The following is a 26,355-nucleotide window of genomic DNA, read 5'->3' as shown; positions in this document are numbered from 1 at the left end:
TCACTGCCTGATAATATCAAAAAAAGAAATGATGAAATAAAATGAAAATACTTTACTCATATCGCCCATTTCAACTTGTATACGAGTTGAAATGGTTTTTTTATTCTCCTCAATTCGCTCTCACTACTTTACAAAATCAACCGATCCCTCCCCATGGCAAATGGTATAATGGCAAAAAGGGAGATTCTGGCGCGAGGCTTGAAGGCTCTCACAGCAGAAAGGATGTTATACCACATGCCTACATACAACAAATTGGTACGGGACAAGATTCCGCATATTATCACATCCAGTGGTAAGGAATGTCGCACAAGCATTCTGGACCCGGAGGAGTATAAGCAAGAACTAAGAACAAAGCTGCAAGAAGAATCGGAAGAATACATGAGTGCAGGAAGTGATCAGGAAGCGTTGGAAGAACTAGCCGACATGCTCGAAGTGATCCGGGCGCTGGCAGAGGTGCATGGAGCGAATGCGGCGCAGTTGGATAAGCTAAGGGCGGACAAGGCTGAGGCACGTGGTGGATTCCAGGAGAGAGTGTATCTGATCGATGTCGACGAAGCTTAACGTTAAACTCATTACAGATAACCTGGCAGACGAACTCATTTCCCGGATGCAGCATGCGTCCGGGATTTATATTATGACGTCCTTTATCATGCAGTCTGGTGTGAAGCTGCTTGCGCCGCATTTAAAGCGGGCGGCAGAGCGTGGGGCAGAAGTACGAATGCTCGCGGGAGACTATCTGTATATTACGCAGCCGGAAGGACTTCGGGCGCTCTGTGAGGTCGATCCACGAATTGAAGCACGGCTGTGGCGAAGTATGGGGACTTCTTTTCACCCGAAAGCGTATTTGTTTGATCATGACAACGGCGAAGGACTACTGATCGTTGGCTCGTCGAACTTTTCGTTCACGGCGCTGAAGACGGGATATGAGTGGAATCTTGCGATGAATGCGGAGGCGGAGCCATATACGTTCCAGATGGCTTTGGATAAGTTCATGCAGAGCTTCTACCACGAGACAACCTTGCCGGTGAACCCGGATTCAATTGAACTGTATGAGGAAGAGTATCGCAAATATCACCAGAAGAACCCGGAGATGATCCAGCGCATCATGGAGATGGAAGAAGCGGAATTTGGCACAGGTCTGCCAGAGGACAAAGAGGAAGAAACCGCCGAGCTGTCACTGGTGCCGATTCAACCGCGCTTTGCTCAGTTGGATGCCCTCGAAGCACTTCATGGCACGATGGAGGAGCAGTACGACAAGGCGATGGTCGTTATGGCGACCGGGCTTGGCAAAACGTATCTGGCGGGTTTCTTCGCCGAGCGGTTCCAGCGGGTGTTGTTTGTGGCGCATCGGGAAGAGATTCTGTTTCAGGCGAAGAGGTCTTTTCAACGGATCATGCCGGAGCGCAGTCATGGGATATATAACGGTCAGTATAAGGATGGGGCGGCGGATTGTGTGTATGCTTCGATCTTTACGCTGAGTATGCAGAAGCACCGGGATGGTTTTGCGATGGATGCATTTGATCTGATCGTGGTGGACGAATTCCATCATGCGGCTGCGAAGACGTATATGTCGGTGATTGAGCATTTTCAGCCGAAGTTCCTGCTGGGCATTACGGCGACCCCGGATCGACTGGATGGCAAGGATGTGTATGCACTCTGTGATGGGAATGTGGCGTACCAGATGCATTTTATTGAAGCGATCCGGCGAGGTTGGCTGGCGCCATTTCAATATTATGGAGTATTCGACGATACAGATTATTCGCAGATTCGCTGGATCGGGACAAAGTATGATGAAGAACAGCTCATGGCCGTTCAGTTGCAAGAGGAGTACGTAGAGACAATCTATGCAGCCTGGGCCCGGCACAAACAGACGAGAACGATTGGCTTTTGCTCGTCGATCCGGCAGGCAGACTTTGTAGCTGCGTATTTCCGAAGTCAGGGCGTGAAGCTACTTAGTCTGCATTCGCGTACATCGGAGATATCGCGGGAGGAAGCCATTCGACAGCTTGATACGGGTGAGCTGGAGGTTGTTCTAACGGTGGATCTGTTCAACGAAGGGACGGATATTCCACGTGTGGATACGCTATTGTTCGTGCGTCCAACCGAGTCGCTCACGGTGTTCACCCAACAGGTGGGGCGAGGTCTGCGGCTAGCGGAGGGAAAATCGCATTGTGTCATTATCGACCTGATCGGAAACTACCGGAATGCGGATGTGAAGCTGAGCCTTCTGGATGTGCGCGGAGATGAGGAACGAAGCGGAAAAGCGATGGATTCGGCAGTGCCTGAGGTTCCGGCTAACTGTGGGATTCATCTGGAGACCCGGGTGGTTAACCTGCTTCAGGAGCTGAGCCGCAAACGGCTACCGCGCCGCGAGAAGCTGCATCAGGATTTTCTGGATGTGAAGCGAGAACTGGGGCGTATTCCGACGTATCTGGAGTTGCACCTGATGGGGCGTTCGAAGAGTATCGGGTATCGGAGCGAATTCGGTTCCTATGTTGGATTTCTGTATTGGGCGGAGTTGCTGTCCCCGACCGAGGGAGAAATGTACGTCCGGCATGAGGCGTGGCTGCGCGATGTAGAGAAGACGATCATGAACAAAAGCTACAAGATGATCGTGCTACTGTACATGCTGGAGCGAGGCGAAGCGCATTGGATGGACCCGATCACGCCGGGGGAGATGGCTGGATTTTTCCATACGTATCTGACGGAGAAGGAATACCGGAAACGGAAAGACTTTTCAGACAAGGACAAGCTGGCGCTCTGGGAATGGAACGAGAGGACGGCAACACGGATTGAGAAACTGATTATTGATATGCCAATGTCGATGTGGAGCGGGGCAAAGGGCAGCATGACACGATTCGAGGATGGCCTGTTCTCACTGAATGTGCAGGTGCAGGATGCGGAGGAACGGGCGTTGCTGTATCGCTGGACGAAGGAGATTTGTCTGTATCGGTTGCATGTGTATTTTGAGCGGGGGAACCCTAGTTAAACGAAAAACCAGACTACACACCGTTTTATGGTATGTAGTCTGGTTTCTATTTTCCATTTCTTGTTTTCCATAACGTATAGATACACAGGGCAACAAGTAAAAACGCAGGGATAATAACGGGTTGAACTGAATTACCTATCGGCATGGAGCTAGCAAGTGAAACCACATAACTAATTACTGCAATCCCAATGAATAATGCTGCATTGAAGATGAGAAAATGTTTTAAAGGTTTTTTCTGAAATTGATACATTACAAAAATGAATGCAATCACGAATAGAATGAGGAACGCAGATTCTGAGATGGTTGTCCATCTTCCGGTTTGGCTTATGGAATTAACATCATCTTGAGTTAAGATACCTTCAGATAGCCATTGTTGAGAGTGACTTAATCGGGTATTCTCTAAAAATAGATAGATACTGTAAATTACAAGCATTAGGACAGCGTATATAAGTAAAAAGAGAGTTGGTAGCTTTTCACTTTTTGTTTTCATGTATGATCACCTCTTTACTTAATAAACTGACATTTCTATCTAAGGCTGTAATACGGAAGGATATGCGTTCATAGTATCCGTATGAGTTCCGAAATCGAGATTGACTCCTAATGGAAGATCTCCTATAGATAATCCGAGTACAGCTCTCATTTTATATCTTGCATTGAAGGTAGCCGTAGATCCAGAAGAAGAATTATAGGTATAGATGTCTTCTAGCGCCGGGGAGAACATAGCTCCGAAGTTTGCTGTGGTAAGGCTGATTTTAGGTCCACTAACTGCTGTTACTTTAAATGTACTTGTATTATAAGAGAAATTACCTGAAAGAGTAACGACCCACTCTTTTGTGAATTTGTCTCTTGTATCTTTGGCAATGTGATAGAATCTCTCCGAGACATTCTCTCCCCTGATGTTACTTAGAGCATTAACTTCTAAGCCTGATTCTTTTAAGTTGTCTATTGGAGAATGTTCTCTATATGATAAAAACCAGTTGTTTTCTATAATTATATTTTGTATTGTCCGATAATCTGCTGCTTCATGATGTTCTTTAGTAACTTCAATAAAACGATCTGTAACAACTGAACCTTCAAGATCCTTAACTGTAAAATCTTCGGTATTCTCAAATGCAGTATCTATAAAATTGGTAAATAGACTACTGATTTCAGAGTTCTCATTGCTTTCCACACTCGCATTAGCAGAAGCTGAACTTATAGTAGTACACGACAATACTAAGGTCAATGTTATCACTAAACTTAAAAATTTCTTCAATTAATGATCTCTCCCTAATATACCTTGAGTTGGTTTATTTGTGTTGGCCAACATTAATAACCCTAACATATATAATTTCCAAATGGTACCTATTATGTGGGATTTATATACATTAATACAAATGGACCAGGAAAAAAGGAGGACTTCTTAATTTCTTTCGTAACTGTGAATTTTAAATTTGGAGAGTTGTGGTTTATAAGTGGATAATGAAGCTATAGCAAACGCTACATCAGGCGAATCGGGATAAATGGACGTTGTGCACAATACGCAGGGGAGACATTTACTGTGGAGTCTACTTTTGAAACCATACTAATACTAGGAAACGGGACTCAAAGTTCTTCCCCACCCTCCACATAAACCATAATCGCTTGATACAAAAACCTCAAAAATTCCTCATCGCCAAACTGATCGAAATAACCTGCATAGCGACGATCCGTCGTATAGGCCTCCGCAATACATCTCAGAATCTCAGTATCACAGACCATAAACTGCTCCAGACAACTCTTCCATTCACCCACTAACGCTTGTACCTCACCAGAAGCAGGAGATTGATCCTGATGTTTCGCCAACTCCCGAAATACCTGCTCCATGTTGATCGAAAACTGCTGGTAGGCTTGTTCTTGCTCTCCCGCAGACAGCTGACTCACGTTCGCTTCGAATTCCTGATATTTCTCGGTATTTCCGTAGATGAACTTCGCCTCGGATTCGTATTGCTCTTGAATGGACAGAATGGAAGAGTCGTCAAACAGATGAAGATGAGAGATATCTGTCCCATCCACATACTCGTCCAACTGGTCGATGATGGTTTTGAGTTTTTGTTTGCGTTGAACGAGTGTACTGCGGTGCTCTTTTAGAATATCTTTTTGTTCACCTTTCGAAAGTTGCATCATGGCGGCAATGTCTTTCAAGGAGAAATTCATTTCTTTGAACAAGAGGATCATTTGCAGATCCCCCAGTGCCTTTTGATCGTAATACCGATAGCCATTGTCCTCGACTTTGCTCGGTTTTAGGAGATCCGTTTTATCGTAATAGTGTAATGCGCGTTTGGTGATGCCTGTGATTTGAATAATATCTTTAACGGTGAAATAGGGTGTCTTCATTCCAAAAGTCCTTTGTTTCAGCAAGGATAACACTTGCCGGAGTAATAGTTGCTTCGGTGATCGGTGTACCTGTTTTGTTCAAGTAGTATTGAATTAGGTGATAACCGCAGGCATAGCCAGCCGCATAGGGCATACCTACGGGCGTGAAATTTTGCATTGTGGCAAGTTCATCGCCGTATAGATACGGATTAATCTGGTCAAAACCAGTGACATGCAACTGATCTTTCATCTTCGGTTTGATAACGTTGTTCAAAGTCTCCATATCCGTTTTGGCTACCCAGGGGCCCAGCAACTCTTCTCCATACAGGGATGTCGCAAAGCTCTCAGCCAACCCCTCGCTAACAAGCATCTCGCCAAGCGTAATCTGTGGATTCCACTGGATATATTGGTACCTCACATTATGATTGCATTCATGGGCTAACACGGATTGCATACGAGGTAGAGTATATCTATTTGGAATCAGGTTCGCAATAATGTAACCGGGGATTCCACCGTCTCCGCTGATACCTTCGTTCATGGTCAGTGAAGGGCTATTCTTATCACCCAATAAAATGGTATATAGATATTCGGAGACCGATAGCTCAATCCCGTGCTCTATAAAGGTGGATAGACTCGTATGAACAGCTTCATGACACTGTTGCCAAAATGATTCAGACGAGATCGCAGCTAACGATTCGTTAATCTCAAGTGTGATATCTGCGGGAGCGATATTCAACAAGTTATTCATCGTGATCACATCGAAGCCGTTAGGCTCCTGAGATCGAAACGGGATCTGTTGTATGTTCCATTTGTTCATAAAGGGACCCATCATACGCTCGCGGTATAACTCCAATTTCTCATCGGGTGCAGCCTGAATGATCTCCTCATAAATTAGATCTGAACGTAACGCGGTAATCTTCATTCTTGATCTCTCCTTCTTATTCGCTTGAGATCATTATCAAGTATGACCTAACGTAACAGTCAAGCGTTGATGTTAGGCTGCTGGCTCTCTGCATGATTCTTCATTTTCATCGTGAATACCAGACCAGACAGGATATAGATCAAGCTTAGCAAGAGATAAGGGAGTTGCAGCGAGAATACGCGATCGAACGTCGTTTCACTAACCCGCACCAATAATCCGCCGAGAAGCGTACCAATGGCACTAATGCCAAAGGAAAGAAAGCGAAACACACTTCCAACCCGGCCAAGCATCTCATTAGGAACGGAACGTTGCAGGATGGAGGAACGGGTAACATTGTAGACAATAATGAAAAATGCAGCACAGAAATATAGGCCACCTACCATATATGCATTCGTGGTTAGTCCCACGACACCGTAGATGATTCCCATGCACAGAATGGAGGAGATAATCAATTGTTTTGTACTCCATTTCTTGCGCATATATGCAACAGCTTGGCTCCCCACAATGCTGCCGATGGTTGCGATGGAGATGAGCATACCGAATGCAAAAGCATCCAACTGAAGCACATCTCGTACAAAGAAGATCTGAGTAGCCAGAATGATGGAATACATCAGCGTAATGGTGACGGACAGAACGGCTAATCCGCGGAGAAAACGATCATGATAGACATATTGAATACCGGACCACATCTCGCGTTTCCAATTCTTCATCGGGCGAACTTGCTTCTTGGTTGTTTCCGTATCTCCTGGGTAGAAGTTTCCCTTCATACTGATCAAAAAGAGCAGAGCAATAACAGCCGTTACCGCGTCTATGGCAAAAGGGAAAACAATATGCAGGGTGATGATGAACCCTCCCAGAGCAACGCCCAGAATATCACTTGTGATTAACTGTCCGGCGGTGAACTGCCCATTGGCTTTTTCCAACTTAGTCTCATCTACCAGTTGAGGGATGACCGTCTGCACCGTACAGTCGAATACGACCCGGCTAAGCCCGATCCCGAACATGAACAGAGCCAGAATCGGAATGCTCACCCATCCTCCCCAGATACATAACGTCAGAGCGAGCAGAAGAATCATTCGTGTAAAGCCAGCCCCAATCAGCATATGTTTGCGTGAGTAACGGTCGATGAGAACACCCACGGGCAGACTGAAGAGAAGCCATGGTAAACGAAGTGCCGTCATGGTGACAGAGGCATACAGCGTATCGCTTGTAAGTGTGGATATGAGCCAAGGAACCGCAGCAAGCGTGAGTCCATCACCCAAAAATGTCAGTGAAAATGCACCGAATAACTTGGTATAGTTCGACTTAATTTTCATCGTTCCCTCCACCAATAAGATGTAAAGCATAGCTACAAGAAGATTGGGAAATAATGTGTTTTCACTTAATAACAATGTAAGTTATTGAAAAATGGTTTTCAATCCTATTTTTACATTAAATAACTTCACAAAACGCTTACAAACTTTCAATTCTACCCTACCTTTTCCGCTGTGAAGCTGAGATAATGGGAGAGGAATAAGGCATGAAACAGATGCGACAACCATGTTCACCAACAGCCCAAAAATAAAAGCTGCACATCCATAGGAGGATTATTAATGACGACACAACCATTGAATCTGATCCAATCCACGGAGGGCCAAGCTTTGCTTGCCCAAATGTATGGACAATCACAAGTAGCGGAACAGACTGCACGTTACACGAAGTTGAACGCAACGTTCGAAGAGTACTTTGGCGCACAAGAAGGAAGCAAGCTGTTCAGCGCGTCAGGACGCAGTGAGATTGGCGGCAATCACACCGATCATAACCATGGTAAGGTGCTGGCGGGCAGCATTACGCTGGATACGATTGCAGTGGCAGCACCAACTGCGGAGTCGGTTATTACCTTTTACTCAGAAGGCTATGACAAGAAATATGTAATCGATCTCACTGACCTCACGCCAAATACGGAAGACGATGGCACAACAGCATTGATTCGCGGTATGGCTGCGGGATTTGGAGAATTCGGATATAAGGTAGGCGGCTTCCAAGCGTACCTCTCCAGTAACGTGTTCTCGGCATCTGGAGTGAGTTCTTCGGCGTCATTCGAGATGTTGATCTGTACGATTTTGAATCACTTCTATAATGATGGAGCAATGGATGTTGTCACTTTGGCCAAAATCGGTCAGTATGCGGAGAACCATTATTGGAACAAACCTTCCGGTCTGCTGGATCAGATGGCTTGTGCGTACGGAGGACTGATTGCCATTGATTTTGAAAATCCTGCACAGCCTGTTATCGAGCCTGTTCAATGGAATTTCCAACAGAACGGTTACTCATTGGTCATTGTAAATACGGGCGGGAATCACGCCGATCTAACGGAAGATTACGCGGCTGTGCCCAATGAGATGAGAGCGGTTGCTCAGGCGCTGGGCAGTGAGTATGTTCGGGAAATTACGGCAGACGCAATCTACGCCAACCTCAAGAAGGTTCGTGAAGCGGCTGGAGATCGTGCCGTGCTGCGTGCGCTTCATTTCCTGGAGGAAAATAATCGTGTCGATGGTGAGGTTCAGGCGTTGCGTGATGGACGTTTTGCTGATTTCCTGAAACTGATTACCGCATCCGGTAACTCGTCATGGAAGTGGCTGCAGAATGTATATCAGAGTGGTGCTGTGAAGGAGCAAGAGATTGGCATCGCGCTGGCACTGACTGAGAATTATCTGCAAAACCTGGGTGACGGCGCTTGTCGGATTCATGGCGGTGGATTCGCAGGGGTTATCCTTACAATTCTTCCGAACGAAAAAGTGGAAGAGTATATGTCTTGGATGCACGACATGTTGGACACGCCAATTATTGTTGTTAATGTGCGTGCACAGGGTGCGGTATGCCTGAATGCATTGATCGCCTAATGCTGGCTAAACAGTACTCAGATAAATAGTTATAGTTGTAATTCAAGGAAGTCCGGGCGATGCCCGGGCTTTTTTGGGTTATTCCATTTTTGGAAAAACTTCAAACTTTGAAGGGACGTAATGTGTTATTTAAGTAGTGGTTGTATCTCAATAATGTTCTCATGGGAGGAAGGATCAGATGGCTACACCTACAGAGTCTGGGCCGGAAGAAGCTCAATTATATGACGAGTTGCGGCGTGCGATCGAGGAATTCGAAGAGGGAGAGGAGCGGCAGAACGTTCTAAATCGAATGATCAGACAGCTCAGGTTCGCCAAGTGGCGCAAAGATCGGATGCGTAAGATGATGCATACTGCCAAAGGATCAAGCCCACGACATTATGGATTATCTTAACCACAGGTGCTCTTGTGCCCGTCTTGTTATTTACGATGTTCATCTGGGTATCTCTATGGGTAGAGTAGTGGACAACTAGAGAGATAAGGAGAGATCAATCCCGTATGTTATTTATTGTGTTTTTTATTGCGATCGTATTTGGTGTTTTGTTGATTTTTCGAATGGATGAGGATAGAAGGTTGAAAGCCGGAGCGCTGACCGTGGTCGTGTTCAGTATTTTGCTGTGTATGCTGCTCATATTCCAAATGGGTAGTTACGGAGGCGATTCTTTTAGCTATTTGGGGTTTTTCAACATGTCGTATGGAGCGGCCAATGTATGGATGCACATCTTTATTGTGACGACGCTCGCGGCGTTACTGACGTATCTGGGTGCGAGTGAGTAGCAGAGAGGTGAGGTTAGCCAGTGAGAGGAGTTGGTCAGGATTACTCGTCACTGTCTAACCTTTGGCATGTAACGAATTGCAACGGGTCTGACAAAAGGGCCATGCTTTTTCGCAAGGATGAGTCATTAGGTAAACAGTATTGGTGTTGTTTAGCGTGAATCAGAAGTATTCCTGTTCAAAGATTGTAAGTTTTCCTGAATATACTGGTGGTAATCGCGGAAGCTGCTGATGTGATGCAAGGAATCGGAATTCTCGGATTGAATCTTAATCTTACCATCCTGAGGCAAATTCTTCATCTCGGCAATGACCGTTTTGGAACCTTGAATATCACGGGACATCTCCTGAATTTGTTGTAATAATGCGGGATGCCCTTCATGCTGGAGCATTTCGGCGAGCGGTCTCATCTCCTCCAGCTTTTGGCTCGACCGTTCAAGCGTGGTCATGACTTTATCTCCATCTGTACTTGCACTAAGAGAAACCATCCGGTGGATATGATCTTTCTCCATACGCTCAAGCGCCTCCAGATGGGAAGCTTCCAGACGTTTGGGATCGCTCCAACTCTCCGAGCGAACGGTATCATTCTGTTGCTGGGAAGCATTATTCGCAGTGCCATTGCCACAGCCCCATAACAGAGTTGAGCAGGTTAACACGGTTCCAACGGCGATGAACCTTTTTAAACTCATACTGTCACTCCTTCAATAATTTCCTGAAGGTAGTATGAGCAATAATATCCAAAATCATGCTTATTTTCTTCATTTCTCTGCCATAATTAAGTATATCAGTGGTTTATCTGGTCAAAACGGCCTAGATGGATTCAATATTGTTTAGCTATTCAAACTGAAATTACAGACTTTCTGCTTATTTTTGCAGGCATCTGTTTTCGGGTGTACAGATATTGATTTATAATGAATGGATATAAATACAGGTAAATTGTTACAAATAAACTACGCCTAACAACTGAAAAAAAAGAGACCTGGACATTTGGTCCAAGTCATTCCTAATGAAACATAAAAATTGATGTATTACTTTGCAGTTTTTTCTCAGGAGGAAGGTACTTCCTTTTTCGGGTTTCGACTATCGATAAACCAGCCAGGTCCTTCTACACTGATAACTTCCTGTGAGTCGTAGTTATAGGAAACGGTGATACGTTCATCCTCATGTCCCGTTATATGACCGTATAGATATAGTCGTGAATGAATGGAAGGATCATCAATATCGTGACTCGTTACAATAAAGTCGGCATTATAGTATTTCTTTATGTACTCAACACTTATTGGTGTAGCTGTTTCTACAATATTTTGTTTATCTGAGGTAGACATACTTGAACATCCTCCTAATAAGAATAGAAAAATAAGTAAGGTCAGAGCTGCAGGTTTTATTCGCATAAGCGTTAATTCTCCTTTTATGGAAATAAACTCTAAGCACACTTTAATATAAATTAATGTAATAGACAAGGTGGGGTATCATGACATACATAAATGATAAGACCTATTGGACCATTGCTGATGAGGTATACAAACGAGATTTACCATCATCCGGATATAAAAATGAAAATCTTCCAGGTTGGACAATAGTTGAACCGAGGGGCGCCATGCTTCACGATACAAATGGTTCAGGATTTGATGCTACAGTGTTTTACAATGAGGATAATAATCAAGTTATTATTGGTTATCGGGGAACTGAACCCCCTGATCGTCCCAAATGGAGTGTAATAACAGATTGGGAGACTGATTTAAATGATGTTGTGGGTAACCGAACCAAGAATTTGGAGGAAACTCACAATTATATGGAGCAGTATAAGGAAGAGATTGCGTCGCTACCTCTGCATAAACAGATGCCTTTCATTGAAGCTGAATCTAGGTATCAGAATAATCAATTTATTCAGGCACTGAACCTCTTTGATAAAGTGAAGGAAGAGTACCCGGAAGCTGATATCTCAACGACTGGACACTCGTTGGGAGGTGCTCAGGCTGAATATGTCGCGATTCGTAATGGAGTATCGTCAGCGAGTTATAATCCGCCAAGTATTGTACATTTACTTCCTGATGATTTGCAAGAGAAGGTGCGGAACGGAGATTATCTGAAAACGAATGTGGCCTATGTCCATCCAGGGGATTCTGTAGGTTCTGGTGTGAAGAATGCTGAGCAGCATGTCGGTGCAACTTATTATATCAATTCGACTTTTGAAGATGCTAATCGCTACGAAACCATCCCCATGTTCTTACCGATACCTCGGGAGACGTGGTGGGAACAAAGATTGTTCGGTAACAAGTGGTCGTTTGAATTTATTCGTGTCCCATCTATATCCGGAGAACAGAGTGTACTATCTAAGTTTTTGGATTCCATGCTAGTCGGACAGAGAACACATAGTATGGATCATTTTACATTCGATGCGAAAGGGAACATAAGTAATACATTGTATACGATAGATGGTCAACGTGTGGACGGTCAGCCTAGAGTAGAGAATTATTCAGAGATGATGAAGGCAAGAGAAGAGTTTAAGGAAGCGATGAATACGTTTGTTGAGAAGCATGGTTCTGCTATGGGAGGTTTCGGCCAACTTGCTGCAACAGTACTAGGAATCAGCTCAGTCGCTATGAATAGACAGAACTCGGCATACTATGTTGGCGACCAACATGGGAGCACTATTCAACTAACACCTGAGGAGCTTGGACATGCTTCCAGACAGATGCGGGAAAGTCTGCATGGCTTTGCCAATGATGCGTGCTCTTCAATCCAGATGTTCCAAGCGCATATATCAACAAGTGAGAGCCAGTCCTTTACACCCATTGCCTATGATGCTACAGCAACGTTGGAGCGGATTAATCGGTGGTACCAAGAATCCATTACAGAGATCGCAGATTATATCGAACGGAAAAGACAGGATTTTGTTTTGGCAGATCGAGAATAGTTTAGCTGCAAGGAACTACAGGAGGTGTACATATGGGAAGAATATCTGTCTCTCTGTCGGATTTGAGAAGAGCGATCCAGCAGTGTGAACAGTTGCAGCAACGCTTGATTCAACAGGAACAGCAGATGCGAAACATATATGGAAGACTGCAAGATTGGAAGGGAGAGTCTGCAGTACAGTTGTCTACAAAAATGTCAGCGTTTCTTGAAGGAACTTCATCCAAATTGGCAGAGCTAGAAGCACACAAAGAACAATTAAAACAATATATAAGGAAGATGGAAGAGGCCGACCGCGAAGATCGACGCAAAGCTCGGAACCCTTATTAATTGTCCGTATTTTCCGAGATGGGAGGAATGATGTATATCTATAACAATTCGACCTGGCGCTGGACCATCAACCTTCTATATCCTGCCATTATCTTTGTCTTTCAGAGCTGGGGCCCGATATTGGATTCTTGGACAGGTCCCATTTTGTTCGTCGCGTTGTTCTGCTTTCTGTGGAGCAGTGTGAAAGATATGTTCCTCTCGACGGGACTGACATGGTTAATTGCCATCCCGTCATGGTGGTATTGGATTGAACTTCCGAAACCATCGTTCGGCGCAGAAAATTTTGCGGCACATCTATGGTTGATTGTACTGATGTACATTATCTTCGTGCTTATTCCTCAGACGTTGATCCTGACTACGCGGTTGCGGGTAATGGATTATTATAAGAAGTAAAAGCTAGTTGAGCGTAGGCCGGCCATTGCCGTTATTTTATGAATTGATTGTAGTAAAGAAGGTGTACAGAGAGATATGCGTATGACTCGTAATTGGAAAAGGAGAACGTTCGTGAGGTTCTTTGTATTGCTCGCTGGAATGTTGTTTTTGATACGCGCTTGTGGTCCGCAGGACATCGATACCATCTTAAGTGAAAAAGGTATTCTCCCAGAACAGGTGAAGCTAATTACAACTTTTGAACCGCGAACACAAGTGGTCTTATATCAAGATCTCACTACGAATAACGTGACTCCTGCTTTGATCCAGCAAAAAATGTGGTACTCCGAACTGACCAACATAGGCGGTGGTCTGCATGATAATCCATCCGAGCCGCTTTCTTCTCAGATATCAGGATACCAGAAGTCTAAAGGCAAAATGATCTATATTCTATACGGTTATCTCCACGATGCTGACATTACCCAGGTACATATTCGTTACGATCCAAATCCGGCATCTGCACAGGTGGAAGCGGCAATCGTTGAATTTTCTGATCAATCCAGCCGCAGGTTGTGGTATGCGGTAATCCAGCAGCCGATTCATGAGATGATATGGGATATCAAAGGATTGGACGACCAAGGTCACATCATCTACTCATCTCTCGATAGCGAGGCTTAGGAGGTAACATATGAATTACCTAAGAAGGATCAACAAGCGATACCTCATCTTCCTCATCTGGAACGTACTCATGATTGGCGCTGTACGTGGGCTAACCTTCCAGCATGAACCGGGTAGAGGGGTTTCTGGTAATGGCAACCTGGGCCTGCTGGTGTTAGCCCCATCTCTTCTGACCTTTCTGATTCTATGTATCTGGACAGTGTATCTATCCAAATGGTGGTTGTATGATCAGCGTCAGCAATGGGGAGGGAAGATGCATACCGCGGTACCCGTAATCGCTCTCCTAGTGTGTGTGTTGTCCGTCTTTCTGGAAATACACATCATCAATGATCTACGTATGCAACTCAATGGATATACGAATGATCCGAACTCTGCAGTGTATCGGTTTGGCTGGTTGAACCAGTATACGAACACCCTGTTTTACAATGTTCCGATCCTGCTGTTCGGCCTGTCTTTCTCAATTGGGATAGGTTGGGTTATGGAGAGGAAACTTCGCAGTCATAGGAGATCCACATAATCCAAATCCAAGCTGCATACCAATCAAAATCATATACACAAAGACCCCTTATCCGTCGTACCAGACGGGCAAGGGGCCTTTCGCGTTTTTGCTACACTTTCCTTTTATATTTCCCTGTATAGGGGATGGTGAGGTGGATTTTCAGATCCTGAATTGAGTCTTCGGTAAGCATCATCTTGGTACCATTGTCGGATAACTTGCGCCAGAGCTTCGGATTTTTGCGATACAGCTTCTCTTGCAGACCATAGATGTCCACACCACGCTCAAGGCCATGGCGATAGGTCTGCATAATCTGCTCCCTCAACTTCACTTCACTGATCTGAATCATCTCTTCATAAGAGGTAGGCACCAGATATTCGTACAGGGCGGTTAGGTATTGGGCGTCTATATTGAACTTGACCTCTTCACCCTGAATGACAGGTTTGATTTTGATCTTGGGCAATCCTACACTAAGTGCCCCGTAGATCGTTCCATCCTTCTGGACAAGTAAGGGAGCCCTTCGCATATCCTTGATTAGCCAGTGATAACCGGGAAGCTGACTGCGTGGGAGGTATTCAAAGGCAACGCCTGTCTTTTCGAAAAAGGCTCCTTCGATCAGAAATAAATCCTTTTTCTTCTCGTTCTCGGCCCATTGGGAATTGTTCAATGCAATACTGGGCAGATACGTCGTGGTAGCCGGATCATTATGCGTTGCAATGAGCTTGAAGCTAAGCACGGGCGGATACAATGATTCTTCCATATAAGTCGGGAGCGGATTATGAAGAATGCTATCCAGCGGTGACATATTATAGATGGACGTCGCACTCAGAATTTTCTCCAGTGGCTCGCGTGTTCCGTACACCCAGGTCGTATAGCGGGATTCCGGAAAACGTCCCAGCATATCAAACACTTCTTTGATATGTTTGCTGGTGAGCACACCTTCGGCCATAACGATCGCGGTCACATGCCCCCAGGCCATGTGTAATTGGGCCGTACGAAACAGTTCGTTCAGCGCCAGGCTCATCGTTTTTCCTTCAGCATGACCGACCCATACAGGCGGCGTATCTGCACTTTTGGCAGAACTTTCACTTTTGGCGACACTTGCAAAATCCAGTGTTTGCACATACAGGTGATACATGCCCTCTTTATAATCAATGCCAAAGGCTTTGGCGTAGTCCACCTGTTGAATCTCAAAAGCACTCCAGCATCCACTGGTCATCACGCACATCATCAGGCTTAACAGACCCAGCAAACATCGCTGTAACAAGTGTTTCATCGTCTATTTCCTTTCTTGCGCGGTTCTTGAGTCTCCAGATAGACGGGTCTGCGTTTACCCAACCCTTTCGGCAGTTTGAATAATGAAGCTATCGCCTGTTTGAAGTGAAGCGGCGTAAGTGGCGTGAGATATGGGATGCCAAAGGATTTGAGATCCGTCAGGTAGATGAGGAACAGAATCAACGACAGGATGAATCCATAGATGCCGAGAGATGCTCCCAGGACAAAACAAAGGAAGCGCAGGATCAGCACAGAACTGGTCATAACCTGGTTCACAATGGTTGCTCCCGCTACAACAGTGACTGCGATGATGACAATCATGAGGGGAGAGACCATGCCCGCTCGAATGGCGGAATCTCCGATGATCAAACCGCCAACGACAGTCAGTGTCTGGCCGATGGCACTTGGCAAACGTACCCCCGCCTCTCGGAACAGCTCCATTAACAGCATAATGAGAAACATCTCGACCCCCGATTCCATGGGTAATCCCATACGACCCACCGATATTGTGGCGACCAAGGGAAAGGGAATTTGATCCATATGAAAAGATGTCAGTGCAATGTAGAAGCCAGGCAAAAACACCGTGATCATGAGACCCAGAAAGCGCAGCATCCGCCCTACGTTGACAGGCAAGAAGGGAAAGCTGGCATCCTCCGGTGATTTGAGCAAAAGAAACAGATTGACTGGCCCAATAATGGCGCTGGGATTGCCGTCAACAATCAGGATAAAACGTCCATTCAGGAGACATTCTGCAGCAAAGTCAGGCCTGCCCGTATAATGGGTGACGGGAAACAACGTAATCTTTGAAGGGGACAACAATTCTTCCAGCTCATTGGCAGTCAGGATGCGTTCAGTCTTAATCTTGCGCAACCGATCCTGGACGTCTTCGATCAGCTCCGGATTGGCGATATTTTTGATATACATCAGTGCCACCTTGGTTGCAGAACGTGAACCGATCAGTTCGATATTACAGGCCAGCTGGTTCGTACGCAGGCGTGTACGAATCAGGGCAACATTGACGGCAAGAGGTTCAATGAATCCATCTCTTGCCCCGCGGATCGAAACTTCCGTGGTCGATTCCTCCGGTGTCCGAGTAGGGATGTTAGATATATCAATACTCCACATGGTTTGCAGGGAAGGAATACAGATCAACATGTGGCCTTCAAAAACACGGAGAGACATCAGTTCAGTTCCAAATGCCGGATCTTGCAGATCCATTCGGGTCCAATCCAGGCTGATACACTTTTCTATGTCGGATGTACGGATAAAGTGTGTATTTTCATATGTTCGTTTGAGTTCCGGGAGAATAATATCGTAGATCGCTTCACTATCCACCATACCGCTGCAATAGGTCATAAGGACTTGCATCGGAGGTTCTCCGAACATATGACTATTGATAATGACATCATCAGAGCCGGCAAAAAAGGTGTTGAGGTTATGCTCGTTCATTCGAAAGGGTTCAACGGCAGGATTATTCTTGGGCTGAGTTGAGATCGGCATGAGCGGGAACCTCCTTGTCCTTTTTGTGGATTAATGATGCAATGGTTAGTATCACTGTAACGATTGAGACATAAGCGAGCATGACCGGAAACTGAATATGGTCTACATAGTAATCCACATAATCAATGCGCCACCATTGCATCGCCATGAAGCTCATGATGACGGTGATGGTAAGAATGGCGATATATCGTTTCTTCGGCCTGCGGAAATTCAGCAGATCGACGATGAGATACAAAGATATGGCCACTCTTGCGAAAGAACCACTAAGCCACTGATAGATGGACAGAAAATCAACGTGTTGCAGCAACTTGCCGATATTCACAAGTTTCCATTGCTCATAGGGACTATTCCGTTGTTTCGCTGCCTCCTCTGGGCCGAATTCCACAATGGCTCCAATCGTTGGTCCAATCGCCATACTAAGCATGAACAAGCCGAGGATCAGAACATACCACCACCGAATTTTGCCTTTGACTTCATGTTGGAACAGCATGAGAATCCAGATTTCCATAAGCCCGGCAAGGGAGTAGATCATGCCCCGCCACACGGGGCCCATGCCGTTCTCCATGATCGGGAACAATAGGCTGTAGTCCTTATATTTCATATTGGCGGACATTACAAAATAACCGAGCAGAACTACAAAAGGCAGTAGAAGACTGGAAGTCATCGCAATGGAGCGTATGCCTTTAGCCGCTGCCCACGCAGCAACCAGTGCTCCGCCACCAGCCAGAACATAGGGAGGCGTGAATTGAAGATATGTGGATACGGTCCAGTTAGTTGTCTCGTACAACGTATGTGTGCCAAGTGTGAACAGCAGAATGGAAGCAGAGATCCGGAAGATCCAGGAAGGAATGGCTCCGAACTCGCGTGTGATCCAATCCGTTAATCGCTGACCACGTACACGTCGAATGATGATATACATCATACACAGAAACAACATGAACAGTGGAGCGGCGGCTACGACAGACAACCATCCATCTCTGCCGCCAGCTTCGAGTATCGCTGGAACAGACAAGACATGGCAGACGAGCCCTGCACTTAATAAAAGGATGGAAAAGGACAACCAAATGGTAATTTGACCTTTTTCACGACTCATGGAAATCCTCCTTTCCAATGAAGGAAGTTTCCGTTAGGTTGTACAGCATACAGGAAGTTGATTCCTTTTTCAGATTTTTTTACAGAAAGCTGCAAACGAGATGGACGGACTAACGAGAAAGCTATAACATACAGATATAGCAATGTCGAAGACAAGCACTGAGCGAAGCCTAGAGAAATAGGGAAAATAGGGAGGAAACCTGCGATGACAAATATAACGAAGGCATCTGGAGAGACGAAAGTTGGCTTTATTGGTACAGGCGTAATGGGTAAAAGCATGGCTGGGCACATCCAGCAAGCGGGATATCCGCTGCATGTGTACACGCGAACTGCTGCCAAGGCGGAAGCGTTGGTGAAAGAAGGTGCCGTATGGCATGATACACCAGGCAAACTGGCTGCCGCGTGTGATGTCATCATCACGATGGTAGGGTATCCAAAGGATGTCGAGGAGATTTATCTCGGGGAGGATGGTCTCGTGGCCAATGCCAAACCGGGGTCATATCTGATTGATATGACGACCTCAAGTCCGCTACTGGCTGCACGAATCTTTGAAGCTGCAGAAGCCAAAGGGCTGCATGCACTGGACGCACCTGTGTCGGGCGGCGATATCGGAGCGCAGAATGCCAAGCTGTCCATTATGGTTGGCGGCAGCTCGGAGGCCTTTGAAGCCGTGCGTCCGCTGTTTGAGCAGATGGGCAGCAACATTGTGCTGCAAGGCAAGGCGGGAGCCGGGCAGCATACCAAAATGTGCAACCAGATTGCCATTGCCTCTGGCATGATGGGCGTATGCGAAGCACTCGCCTATGCCAAGACGTCTGGTCTGGACGCGGAGACCGTGCTGAAGAGTATTGCTACCGGGGCAGCCGGAAGCTGGTCGCTCAGCAATCTCGGTCCGCGTATGATCGCAGGCGATTATGAGCCTGGATTCTATGTGAAACATTTTATCAAAGACATGGGTATTGCACTGGAGTCTGCAAAAGCGATGGGCATGAAAACGCCTGGGCTCGCTCTGGCCGAATCCCTGTATCAGGAAATAGCAAATAATGGTCTGGAAGAGAAGGGGACGCAGGTGCTCTACACTTATTATCTTCAGGCTTAACAACCAAGAGAACAGCAGCGCATTCTTTTTCGATTCAGGAAAGGTTGCGCTGTTTTTTTTGATTTTGCGGCTTGTTTATGCGTCTAAAGTCATGGAATTGGTTAAATGTTCATATGTACTTTGCGTATTGGAGAGATTTTGGTCGCTAACCCTTTATTTTAACCCCTCTTTATCCGACATAAGTAATAGAAGTTTACATAATGAATGTGTCAAAGGATGTTATTCCTCCTGTAATGGTCACCCGTAACCCACACTATAATAGAACGGAGCTTGCCCATGTTCAAGAAAATCCTGTCTCTGTTCAAGACACAGCCAGAGCTTGCGAACCAGATTACAGCCTCCGCTTCAGCTTTGCCATCGACGACAACCATTCCTCCGCGTATGGTACGCAGTAAGCGCAAGAAAAAAGCGGAAGGGGATTGGACACGTCAGCCGGAGGAGCCTAGTACAGCAGATCAGCTGATGGGTCTTCCGAGTGAATACAAAGTGCTGAACGATTTACTCGTTACCAATCCGAAGTCGCGCTCCGGTTATTCGCAGATTGATCATGTCGTCATCGGTCCCCGGGCAATCTTCGTGATCGAAACCCGCAATCTGACGACAGGTGAGATTCGCGGCGGTCGAAGAGAGGCCAATTGGTCGGTCAGCAGCAGCCGAGTCAAAATGTACAATCCGCTCATGCAGCATCGTGCACATGTGGAAGCCATCCATGCACACCTGGGGGACTACAAAAGAGTCCGTCTCGTGTCCATGGTGACCTTCACGAACCGTTGCCGCATCAGTGTTGATCCGGCTGTAAGGTATGTGAATTCGGATGAACTCATCATCTATGACCATGAATTGGTTGAGACGATTCAGCGCAAGACGGAGCGACTTGAGACTGAAGTTCCGGAGACCGTATTTCAAGAGAAGGATATTCAGGCGATTCACGCCCTGTTAGCATCGGTGAACTCGACCGATCCTCAGATTCGGTCAGAGCATATGGAGAAGGCTAAAGGCATTAAGTAGTCACGCCTCACGAACACTGCTATCCATATGGATGGCAGTGTTTTTGTGTTGCGTTGGTAGTTAATGCGCGCATGGTAAAAGGCTTTAGACACAGGTATATCGTCGTATACACCCCATTTTTGACTTATGATACAATGTAGAACGTGTTCAGTTGTGAATCGATTATGTTATCTGAAAGGATATTTTTGTAAATAAGTTGTTCAAGGGTTGGAGTAGAGGTTAATGTTTCTCAGGAATATACATACGATAGGGGAAGATCATATGATGAAATGGAATGATACGATAAAGACGTTTACGGTCATATTCAGTTTGGCAGCGATGCTGACAGCTTGTGGTGGCGGAGTGAAAGAGACATCATCATCACCGGAATCTGCTTCCGGTACAGAAGCTGCCTCATCCGAAACCAATAGCTCGAATGCTGCTGTAACAGAAACCACAGCAAATGGCTCGACTGCTGGTGAAGAAACAGGTTCAGTCGCCAAAGAATCCTCTTCTGCCGAAGAAGGCAAGATCGGAAAGGATTCCACATTGGAAGAGTTGAAGCAGGATTATGCGGATCAACTCGGTTATATCCGTATCCCGCTTAATGATCATCCAGTACGCCGGGTCAGTGAGAAGGATTCCAAAAACATTAATGTTGCCAATTATAGCGATGCTGTTGTGGACATGAACGCCGGGGTGCCGATTCACTCCGATTCGCAGCGGTTGATTGATGATGCCTTTCCTTATTTCACAACTGTACAAGCACCTGACGAATCTTATGTAACCTGGGAAGAAGCAACCAATCTGGAACGTGCCATGGTGAAAACGTTATTTATCGCCCGTGAAGGTCTGTTGATTACGGATGATGCGATGAAAAATAAGGATTACAGCAGTACATCATTCCAGGACTCTATGGATTTCTTTCGTGTGACAGCAAAATTTGAATCCATGGCACCTGTGGCACAGCATCCGCGTGACATCACGCTCAATACGCTATACGACAAAGCCCGTACCTCGTGGGGCAAGCTTGCTGCAATGGACCCGAAGCAGGATGAAGCGGCGTTTGCCGAGATGTACAAGACGGCGAGAACAGATGCCAATAATGCGATGGGATTGCTTAATATTCTGTTGTCTACCAATGAGGAAGAACGTATAGAGGAGATTTACGGAAAGGAATAGTCTTACTGAATATAATTTGAACGAGTTATATAGCTGAGTTCTTACATAGAACCCTGACTGCCGGAACGATCGGTGGTTAGGGTTCTATGCGTTGTATGGAAGGGAGACCTTCCTTTTTTTGCTGCCAAAATGATGAGAAGTTTATTGTAATGGGAAAAGTAGGGTAATAAGAATAGAAGCGGCATTGTAAAATACGCTATAATAACCATATGTGTACATAGAAATGATTACATATTGGACGAAGTGGAGAAAACAACATGTCTAATGGAGGCTCTGAGCTGGAACGTGTTATCGGTTTAGGGTGCTCCGAGCCGGAGGAATGCTTATGATCAAGCTGTTGTACTACTTGAAGAAGTACCGAGTTGCTGCCATTGCAGCCTTGGTCATGATGTTGATTGAGCTAACGGTGGAGTTGGCTCAGCCTTACTTGATCTCCAAGATCATTGATAACGGGATTCAACAGGGGGATTTATCTGTCGTCTGGTTATGGGGCGGCGTGCTGGTTGGCAGTGCTGTGGTAGCTTTTGCTGCCGGAATTGCCAGTTCGTTCTTTGCGTCTCATGCGAGTCTGGGATTTGGATACGATCTGCGGGAGAAGCTGTATGAGAAAGTGCAAACGTTCTCTTATGCCGTCTTCAACCGGTTCGCGACATCGTCCCTGATTACCCGATTAACGGGGGATGTGACCCAGGTTCAGGATACGGTCTTCATGAGTCTGCGATTCATGACACGTGTGCCGCTGGTAGTTATGGGTAGCATGATTATGGCAGTCATCGTGAATCCGAGGTTGGGTCTGCTGCTGGTTGTCATGGTTCCTGTACTGCTCGTCGTTGTGGTGTGGATGATTAAAAAGGCAGCGCTGCTGTTCCGCAATGTACAGCGCAGACTGGATGCCGTCAACGGAGTCATCCAGGAGAATCTGACAGGCATTCGGCTGATCCGTGTCTTCGTACGGATGGGCCATGAGATTGAACGCTTTGCCGGATTCAGCGGCAAGCTGATGAAAGGCACAATATCCGCGCTGCGCCTGACGGAGACCACGATGCCATTCATGCTGCTGATGATGAATGTCTGTATCATCGCCGTGCTCTGGTTCGGACGAGTGGACATCGCCGCTGGTAATGCAACCGTGGGTGAAGTGGTTGCCGTCATTAACTATCTGCTTCGCACCATTGGTGCCATGTCTGCATTGTCATGGATTCTGGTAACCTTCTCGAGAGCAAGCGCTTCAGCGCAGCGTCTGAATGAAGTGTTTAATACGGAGGATACGTCCGAGACGGAACAGAATAAGGCGGTAGCAACGTCTGCACCATCTGCTGGATCTGTGAAATCATCGCATTTCTCGCAATCTGTATACTCAGCGAAGAAACAGCGTGCTGTGCAAGGAGCGGTTGAATTCCGCAGCGTAGGTTTCAGTTATCCGAATAGTGAAATTACAGTATTGGATAACATCACATTCACTGCAAAAGCGGGGGAACGTATTGCCATTATGGGAGCCACAGGCTCAGGCAAGTCTTCACTGGTGCAGCTAATTCCACGGTTATACACGGAGGATCAAGGTAAGGTACGAATCGATGGTACGGATGCAACAGAACTGGATCTGTCCATGCTGCGTGGTGCAATTGGTTATGTGCCTCAGGAGGTTGTCCTGTTTACCGGTTCCATACGGGAGAATATTGCCTGGGGTCAGGAAGATGCCAGCTTGGAAGAGATCGTGGAAGCGGCGAAGCGTGCCCAGATTCATGAGACTATTGAGAATTTGCCAAACGGTTATGATACCTTGCTGGGTCAACGGGGAGTTAATCTCTCCGGTGGACAGAAGCAGCGACTTTCCATTGCAAGAGCACTGGTGCGTAGGCCAAGAATTCTGATTCTGGACGATAGCACGAGCGCACTGGATGTAGCCACAGAAGGCAGACTGCTGGATGCACTGGAAGAGTTGTCGTGTACTACGTTTATCATCACCCAGAAGATCAGTTCGACGACATCGGCGGATCTGATTCTGCTGCTTGATGATGGACAACTCATTGGACAGGGAAAACATGAAGACCTGATGGAATCGTCTGAGCTGTATCGTCGAATCCATGAATCACAATACGGGGAGGGTGCACAGCATGTTCAAAGCATTCATTGAGCCTTTCCGTCAGCCGCCACCGCCGATTGATCCGGAGACGTTACGATCAGGTGGTGGTCGCAAACCCAAGGCAAGGGCGAAGAACTGGTCCGGTACGCTAGGTCGCATCTGGACCTATCTGGCACGGCGTAAAGTCAAGCTGTCCATGGTACTGTTGATGGTATTGGCCAGCTCTGCACTTGCTTTGCTTGGCCCCTACATGGTAGGGGTGGCCGTAGATGATTTTATCGCAGGTGAAGCTGGCTCAAGCTGGACACGGTTTCTGATTGGATTAACCGCTGTGTACGTCTTGTTCTCTCTTACATCCTGGTTACAAAATATATGGATGATCGAGATTGCACAGGAAACCGTGTTCCGTATGCGATATGATCTGTTCTCCCATCTGCACAAGCTGCCGATTCCATTCTTCGGTAAACGTCAGCAGGGGGAGATTATGAGTCGGGTGACCAATGATATCGAGAATGTCAGCGGTACGTTGAACAGCTCGGCCATCCAGATTTTCTCAAGTGTATTAACGCTGCTCGGAACGTTTGGGGTTATGCTCTGGCTCAGTCCGCTACTGACCCTGCTTACCTTTATTGTTGTGCCTTTGATGGCGATTGGCATGCGTTGGATTACACGCAGAACGGGACCACTCTTCAAGGAGCGGCAGCGCAATCTCGGCGAACTTAACGGTTACATCGAAGAGACCTTATCCGGGCAGCGGATCATTAAAGCATTCTCGCAAGAGGAGCGGGTGATTCGCGGTTTTGAGGAACGGAATACCCGCATCCGGATTTCCGGTTTCTGGGCACAGACCATCTCCGGTTTTATTCCGAAACTGATGAATGGATTGAATAACCTGAGCTTTGCAATTGTTGCGGGCATCGGCGGTATTCTGGCGATTCAGGGTTCCGTAACGGTTGGGGTAATTATTATCTTTGTGGAATATGCCCGTCAATTCACACGTCCGCTGAATGATCTGGCGAACCAGTGGAATACGTTATTGTCCGCGATTGCGGGGGCTGAGCGTGTATTCGAGGTGTTGGACGAAGATGAGGAAGCAAAGGACGAAGGGGCGGCGGTATCTCTGGACAAGGTGGAGGGAGCCGTTCGCTTCGACAAGGTATCCTTTGGATACGATGAAGGACGTAACATTTTGCATGACATCAGCTTTGAAGCCAAACCGGGTGAGATGATTGCCCTTGTAGGTCCGACCGGAGCGGGGAAAACAACTCTGATCCAGCTGTTATCCCGTTTCTATGATCCGACAGGTGGTACATTAACGGTAGATGGTCGCGATATGACCACCATTCGGCGTGAGAATCTGCGGTCACATATGGCATTTGTACTACAGGATTCATTTCTGTTTCAGGGCACGATTCGGGAAAATATTCGATTTGGACGTCTCGACGCGACAGATGAAGAAGTGGAAGCAGCCTCCCGGCTGGCGAATGCCCATTCCTTCATTATGCGAATGAAGGACGGGTACGACAAAGTGCTTCAGGCCGACGGAAGTGGTATTAGTCAGGGACAGAAGCAGCTGCTCGCCATTGCCCGGGCAATTCTGGCTGACCCTTCCATACTCGTACTGGACGAAGCGACGAGCAGTATTGATACCGTCACAGAGATCAAAATCCAGGAAGGGCTGCAACGTCTGATGCAAGGCCGCACCAGCTTTGTCATTGCCCACAGGCTGAACACGATTCGCCAGGCCGATCGAATTCTGGTGCTGAAGGATGGGCATCTGCTGGAGCAAGGTTCGCATGATGCGCTTCTGGAACAAGGCGGATTCTACAGTGAGTTGTATTATAGTCAGTTGCGCAAGAAGGCACAGTAGTCATTTTGGATATTATGTGAGATGTATTAGAAAACTTGTAAGTATGTAAAAAGAGCAGGGATGAGGGCACGATGCTCCTCATCTCTGCTCTTTTTGCATATTTTATTGAATAAGCTTGGGAAATATAATCGTGAATGTGTGTTAAAATATGGATATAGTGGAATGTGTTCGTTTTTGGAAGGTTGGTAGACATACGCCTATGGTCAGTCAAGTGATGCCTTAAAAGAGAGGAGTGCGATGCGAAATGGAATTCAGAATTGGGAATGGCGCTCTTCTTTTTCCCCCTTTACACATTACGATTATCGCAATCATTATTATTTTCATTTTAGTAAGGTGGAGCAAGCAATTAGAAACAAGACGTTTTACGGTTTTCTTTTATTTTTTGATTGGCACGTTCATTACTCCAATTTATTCTCAAAGTACAACAAAAGGTGTTTTTGAACTATGGATTCCTTTAGGATTTATTGTGGTTTTCTTATATTTGATTCGCAGCGAAAGAAATCATCCATCTAAAATGAAAGCGAGTATTCTAGGGTTTTCCCTAGCAATATATCAGTTGATTCTTAAATATATCGGATAACGGACA

26 protein-coding genes are annotated in these 26,355 nt (G+C 46.3%); 16 read left to right on the top strand and 10 right to left on the bottom strand.

Going from position 1 to position 26,355, the window contains the following annotated elements; all coding sequences use genetic code 11:
* Positions 1–234: 234 nt before the first annotated feature.
* Positions 235–561, top strand: a complete 327-nt coding sequence (locus MHH93_RS10525; RefSeq protein WP_342571971.1) for a nucleoside triphosphate pyrophosphohydrolase — start codon at positions 235–237, stop codon at positions 559–561.
* Positions 545–2,989 (top strand): DEAD/DEAH box helicase family protein, encoded by a 2,445-nt coding sequence (locus MHH93_RS10520; RefSeq protein WP_500053996.1) that lies wholly within the window; start codon positions 545–547, stop codon positions 2,987–2,989. Before MHH93_RS10525 ends, MHH93_RS10520 begins: the two co-directional genes overlap by 17 nt.
* Before the next feature lie 46 nt (positions 2,990–3,035).
* Here the strand turns inward: MHH93_RS10520 and MHH93_RS10515 are convergent, their stop codons facing one another.
* The 5 genes from MHH93_RS10515 to MHH93_RS10495 all read right to left on the bottom strand — a co-directional run bounded on the left by MHH93_RS10515 (position 3,036) and on the right by MHH93_RS10495 (position 7,561).
* Complete coding sequence (locus tag MHH93_RS10515; protein ID WP_494352802.1) at positions 3,036–3,479, bottom strand: hypothetical protein; 444 nt, start codon at positions 3,477–3,479, stop codon at positions 3,036–3,038.
* A 39-nt stretch (positions 3,480–3,518) separates the two neighbouring features.
* The gene (locus tag MHH93_RS10510) at positions 3,519–4,244 is read right to left on the bottom strand and encodes a hypothetical protein (protein ID WP_124117275.1); all 726 of its coding nucleotides are present in this window, start codon (positions 4,242–4,244) and stop codon (positions 3,519–3,521) included.
* Between the two features lie 329 nt (positions 4,245–4,573).
* Entirely contained in the window at positions 4,574–5,344 is a 771-nt protein-coding gene (locus tag MHH93_RS10505) for a MerR family transcriptional regulator (protein ID WP_500053995.1), read from the bottom strand.
* Complete coding sequence (locus tag MHH93_RS10500; RefSeq protein WP_500053994.1) at positions 5,319–6,245, bottom strand: DUF2268 domain-containing putative Zn-dependent protease; 927 nt, start codon at positions 6,243–6,245, stop codon at positions 5,319–5,321. The genes MHH93_RS10505 and MHH93_RS10500 overlap by 26 nt, the downstream gene beginning before the upstream one ends.
* Positions 6,246–6,304: 59 nt before the next feature.
* Complete coding sequence (locus MHH93_RS10495; protein WP_339239930.1) at positions 6,305–7,561, bottom strand: MFS transporter; 1,257 nt, start codon at positions 7,559–7,561, stop codon at positions 6,305–6,307.
* Between the two features lie 276 nt (positions 7,562–7,837).
* On the opposite strand from MHH93_RS10495, the gene MHH93_RS10490 reads away from it, so the two are divergent.
* The 3 genes from MHH93_RS10490 to MHH93_RS10480 all read left to right on the top strand — a co-directional run bounded on the left by MHH93_RS10490 (position 7,838) and on the right by MHH93_RS10480 (position 9,901).
* Positions 7,838–9,127, top strand: coding sequence for a galactokinase (locus MHH93_RS10490; protein ID WP_500053993.1), 1,290 nt, complete (start codon positions 7,838–7,840; stop codon positions 9,125–9,127).
* 178 nt (positions 9,128–9,305) lie between these two features.
* On the top strand, positions 9,306–9,518 hold the full coding sequence (locus MHH93_RS10485; RefSeq protein WP_500053992.1) for a hypothetical protein: 213 nt from the start codon (positions 9,306–9,308) through the stop codon (positions 9,516–9,518).
* 104 nt (positions 9,519–9,622) lie between these two features.
* The gene (locus tag MHH93_RS10480) at positions 9,623–9,901 is read left to right on the top strand and encodes a hypothetical protein (RefSeq protein ID WP_500053991.1); all 279 of its coding nucleotides are present in this window, start codon (positions 9,623–9,625) and stop codon (positions 9,899–9,901) included.
* Between the two features lie 149 nt (positions 9,902–10,050).
* Here the strand turns inward: MHH93_RS10480 and MHH93_RS10475 are convergent, their stop codons facing one another.
* The gene (locus MHH93_RS10475; protein WP_124117268.1) at positions 10,051–10,584 is read right to left on the bottom strand and encodes a hypothetical protein; all 534 of its coding nucleotides are present in this window, start codon (positions 10,582–10,584) and stop codon (positions 10,051–10,053) included.
* A 357-nt stretch (positions 10,585–10,941) separates the two neighbouring features.
* Positions 10,942–11,220: a hypothetical protein gene (locus MHH93_RS10470; protein ID WP_240662205.1), complete on the bottom strand. Its 279-nt coding sequence runs from the start codon at positions 11,218–11,220 to the stop codon at positions 10,942–10,944.
* A gap of 146 nt (positions 11,221–11,366) precedes the next feature.
* Here MHH93_RS10470 and MHH93_RS10465 point away from each other — a divergent pair, with 146 nt between their 5' ends.
* The 5 genes from MHH93_RS10465 (at position 11,367) to MHH93_RS10445 (ending at position 14,702) form a co-directional block, all read left to right on the top strand.
* Positions 11,367–12,812, top strand: a complete 1,446-nt coding sequence (locus MHH93_RS10465; protein WP_500053990.1) for a lipase family protein — start codon at positions 11,367–11,369, stop codon at positions 12,810–12,812.
* A 32-nt stretch (positions 12,813–12,844) separates the two neighbouring features.
* Entirely contained in the window at positions 12,845–13,138 is a 294-nt protein-coding gene (locus MHH93_RS10460) for a hypothetical protein (protein WP_124117265.1), read from the top strand.
* 27 nt (positions 13,139–13,165) lie between these two features.
* Positions 13,166–13,531 carry a hypothetical protein gene (locus MHH93_RS10455; RefSeq protein WP_500053989.1) on the top strand — a complete coding sequence of 122 codons (366 nt, stop codon included), beginning with the start codon at positions 13,166–13,168 and terminating at the stop codon, positions 13,529–13,531.
* 111 nt (positions 13,532–13,642) lie between these two features.
* The gene (locus MHH93_RS10450; RefSeq protein WP_440387138.1) at positions 13,643–14,185 is read left to right on the top strand and encodes a hypothetical protein; all 543 of its coding nucleotides are present in this window, start codon (positions 13,643–13,645) and stop codon (positions 14,183–14,185) included.
* Between the two features lie 10 nt (positions 14,186–14,195).
* The gene (locus MHH93_RS10445; protein WP_278296624.1) at positions 14,196–14,702 is read left to right on the top strand and encodes a hypothetical protein; all 507 of its coding nucleotides are present in this window, start codon (positions 14,196–14,198) and stop codon (positions 14,700–14,702) included.
* A 91-nt stretch (positions 14,703–14,793) separates the two neighbouring features.
* Here MHH93_RS10445 and MHH93_RS10440 read toward each other — a convergent pair whose 3' ends face one another.
* The 3 genes from MHH93_RS10440 to MHH93_RS10430 are packed head-to-tail and all read right to left on the bottom strand — an operon-like array spanning position 14,794 to position 18,549.
* Complete coding sequence (locus MHH93_RS10440; protein WP_440387140.1) at positions 14,794–15,957, bottom strand: Ger(x)C family spore germination protein; 1,164 nt, start codon at positions 15,955–15,957, stop codon at positions 14,794–14,796.
* Positions 15,954–17,456, bottom strand: coding sequence for a spore germination protein (locus tag MHH93_RS10435; RefSeq protein WP_500053988.1), 1,503 nt, complete (start codon positions 17,454–17,456; stop codon positions 15,954–15,956). Before MHH93_RS10435 ends, MHH93_RS10440 begins: the two co-directional genes overlap by 4 nt.
* Positions 17,428–18,549 (bottom strand): GerAB/ArcD/ProY family transporter, encoded by a 1,122-nt coding sequence (locus tag MHH93_RS10430; RefSeq protein ID WP_500053987.1) that lies wholly within the window; start codon positions 18,547–18,549, stop codon positions 17,428–17,430. The genes MHH93_RS10435 and MHH93_RS10430 overlap by 29 nt, the downstream gene beginning before the upstream one ends.
* 204 nt (positions 18,550–18,753) lie before the next feature.
* On the opposite strand from MHH93_RS10430, the gene MHH93_RS10425 reads away from it, so the two are divergent.
* From MHH93_RS10425 to MHH93_RS10400, 6 genes are all read left to right on the top strand, one after another.
* Positions 18,754–19,647, top strand: a complete 894-nt coding sequence (locus MHH93_RS10425; protein WP_500053986.1) for an NAD(P)-dependent oxidoreductase — start codon at positions 18,754–18,756, stop codon at positions 19,645–19,647.
* A gap of 276 nt (positions 19,648–19,923) precedes the next feature.
* The gene (locus MHH93_RS10420) at positions 19,924–20,655 is read left to right on the top strand and encodes a nuclease-related domain-containing protein (RefSeq protein WP_278296611.1); all 732 of its coding nucleotides are present in this window, start codon (positions 19,924–19,926) and stop codon (positions 20,653–20,655) included.
* 261 nt (positions 20,656–20,916) lie between these two features.
* Complete coding sequence (locus MHH93_RS10415) at positions 20,917–21,816, top strand: hypothetical protein (RefSeq protein WP_500053985.1); 900 nt, start codon at positions 20,917–20,919, stop codon at positions 21,814–21,816.
* 325 nt (positions 21,817–22,141) lie between these two features.
* Positions 22,142–23,950, top strand: a complete 1,809-nt coding sequence (locus tag MHH93_RS10410; protein WP_500053984.1) for an ABC transporter ATP-binding protein — start codon at positions 22,142–22,144, stop codon at positions 23,948–23,950.
* Positions 23,931–25,769 (top strand): ABC transporter ATP-binding protein, encoded by a 1,839-nt coding sequence (locus MHH93_RS10405; RefSeq protein WP_500053983.1) that lies wholly within the window; start codon positions 23,931–23,933, stop codon positions 25,767–25,769. Before MHH93_RS10410 ends, MHH93_RS10405 begins: the two co-directional genes overlap by 20 nt.
* A gap of 244 nt (positions 25,770–26,013) precedes the next feature.
* A complete protein-coding gene (locus tag MHH93_RS10400) occupies positions 26,014–26,349 on the top strand; it encodes a hypothetical protein (protein ID WP_500053982.1) in 336 nt (111 codons plus the stop codon).
* The last annotated feature ends 6 nt before the right edge of the window (positions 26,350–26,355 follow it).

This window comes from Priestia sp. FSL H7-0729, from assembly GCF_038005685.1.
In the GTDB taxonomy this organism is placed as follows: domain Bacteria; phylum Bacillota; class Bacilli; order Paenibacillales; family Paenibacillaceae; genus Paenibacillus.
This window is presented reverse-complemented; position numbering and strand designations above follow the sequence as displayed.

Coding starts and splice junctions, on each gene's coding strand:
- MHH93_RS10525 (WP_342571971.1), top strand. CDS start 235: ATGCCTACATACAACAAATTGGTACGGGACAAGATTCCGCATATTATC.
- MHH93_RS10515 (WP_494352802.1), bottom strand. CDS start 3,479: ATGAAAACAAAAAGTGAAAAGCTACCAACTCTCTTTTTACTTATATAC.
- MHH93_RS10415 (WP_500053985.1), top strand. CDS start 20,917: ATGATGAAATGGAATGATACGATAAAGACGTTTACGGTCATATTCAGT.
- MHH93_RS10465 (WP_500053990.1), top strand. CDS start 11,367: ATGACATACATAAATGATAAGACCTATTGGACCATTGCTGATGAGGTA.
- MHH93_RS10500 (WP_500053994.1), bottom strand. CDS start 6,245: ATGAAGATTACCGCGTTACGTTCAGATCTAATTTATGAGGAGATCATT.
- MHH93_RS10480 (WP_500053991.1), top strand. CDS start 9,623: ATGTTATTTATTGTGTTTTTTATTGCGATCGTATTTGGTGTTTTGTTG.
- MHH93_RS10470 (WP_240662205.1), bottom strand. CDS start 11,220: ATGTCTACCTCAGATAAACAAAATATTGTAGAAACAGCTACACCAATA.
- MHH93_RS10475 (WP_124117268.1), bottom strand. CDS start 10,584: ATGAGTTTAAAAAGGTTCATCGCCGTTGGAACCGTGTTAACCTGCTCA.
- MHH93_RS10430 (WP_500053987.1), bottom strand. CDS start 18,549: ATGAGTCGTGAAAAAGGTCAAATTACCATTTGGTTGTCCTTTTCCATC.
- MHH93_RS10460 (WP_124117265.1), top strand. CDS start 12,845: ATGGGAAGAATATCTGTCTCTCTGTCGGATTTGAGAAGAGCGATCCAG.
- MHH93_RS10495 (WP_339239930.1), bottom strand. CDS start 7,561: ATGAAAATTAAGTCGAACTATACCAAGTTATTCGGTGCATTTTCACTG.
- MHH93_RS10490 (WP_500053993.1), top strand. CDS start 7,838: ATGACGACACAACCATTGAATCTGATCCAATCCACGGAGGGCCAAGCT.
- MHH93_RS10520 (WP_500053996.1), top strand. CDS start 545: ATGTCGACGAAGCTTAACGTTAAACTCATTACAGATAACCTGGCAGAC.
- MHH93_RS10455 (WP_500053989.1), top strand. CDS start 13,166: ATGATGTATATCTATAACAATTCGACCTGGCGCTGGACCATCAACCTT.
- MHH93_RS10425 (WP_500053986.1), top strand. CDS start 18,754: ATGACAAATATAACGAAGGCATCTGGAGAGACGAAAGTTGGCTTTATT.
- MHH93_RS10445 (WP_278296624.1), top strand. CDS start 14,196: ATGAATTACCTAAGAAGGATCAACAAGCGATACCTCATCTTCCTCATC.
- MHH93_RS10435 (WP_500053988.1), bottom strand. CDS start 17,456: ATGCCGATCTCAACTCAGCCCAAGAATAATCCTGCCGTTGAACCCTTT.
- MHH93_RS10485 (WP_500053992.1), top strand. CDS start 9,306: ATGGCTACACCTACAGAGTCTGGGCCGGAAGAAGCTCAATTATATGAC.
- MHH93_RS10405 (WP_500053983.1), top strand. CDS start 23,931: ATGTTCAAAGCATTCATTGAGCCTTTCCGTCAGCCGCCACCGCCGATT.
- MHH93_RS10440 (WP_440387140.1), bottom strand. CDS start 15,957: ATGAAACACTTGTTACAGCGATGTTTGCTGGGTCTGTTAAGCCTGATG.
- MHH93_RS10400 (WP_500053982.1), top strand. CDS start 26,014: ATGGAATTCAGAATTGGGAATGGCGCTCTTCTTTTTCCCCCTTTACAC.
- MHH93_RS10505 (WP_500053995.1), bottom strand. CDS start 5,344: ATGAAGACACCCTATTTCACCGTTAAAGATATTATTCAAATCACAGGC.
- MHH93_RS10420 (WP_278296611.1), top strand. CDS start 19,924: ATGTTCAAGAAAATCCTGTCTCTGTTCAAGACACAGCCAGAGCTTGCG.
- MHH93_RS10410 (WP_500053984.1), top strand. CDS start 22,142: ATGATCAAGCTGTTGTACTACTTGAAGAAGTACCGAGTTGCTGCCATT.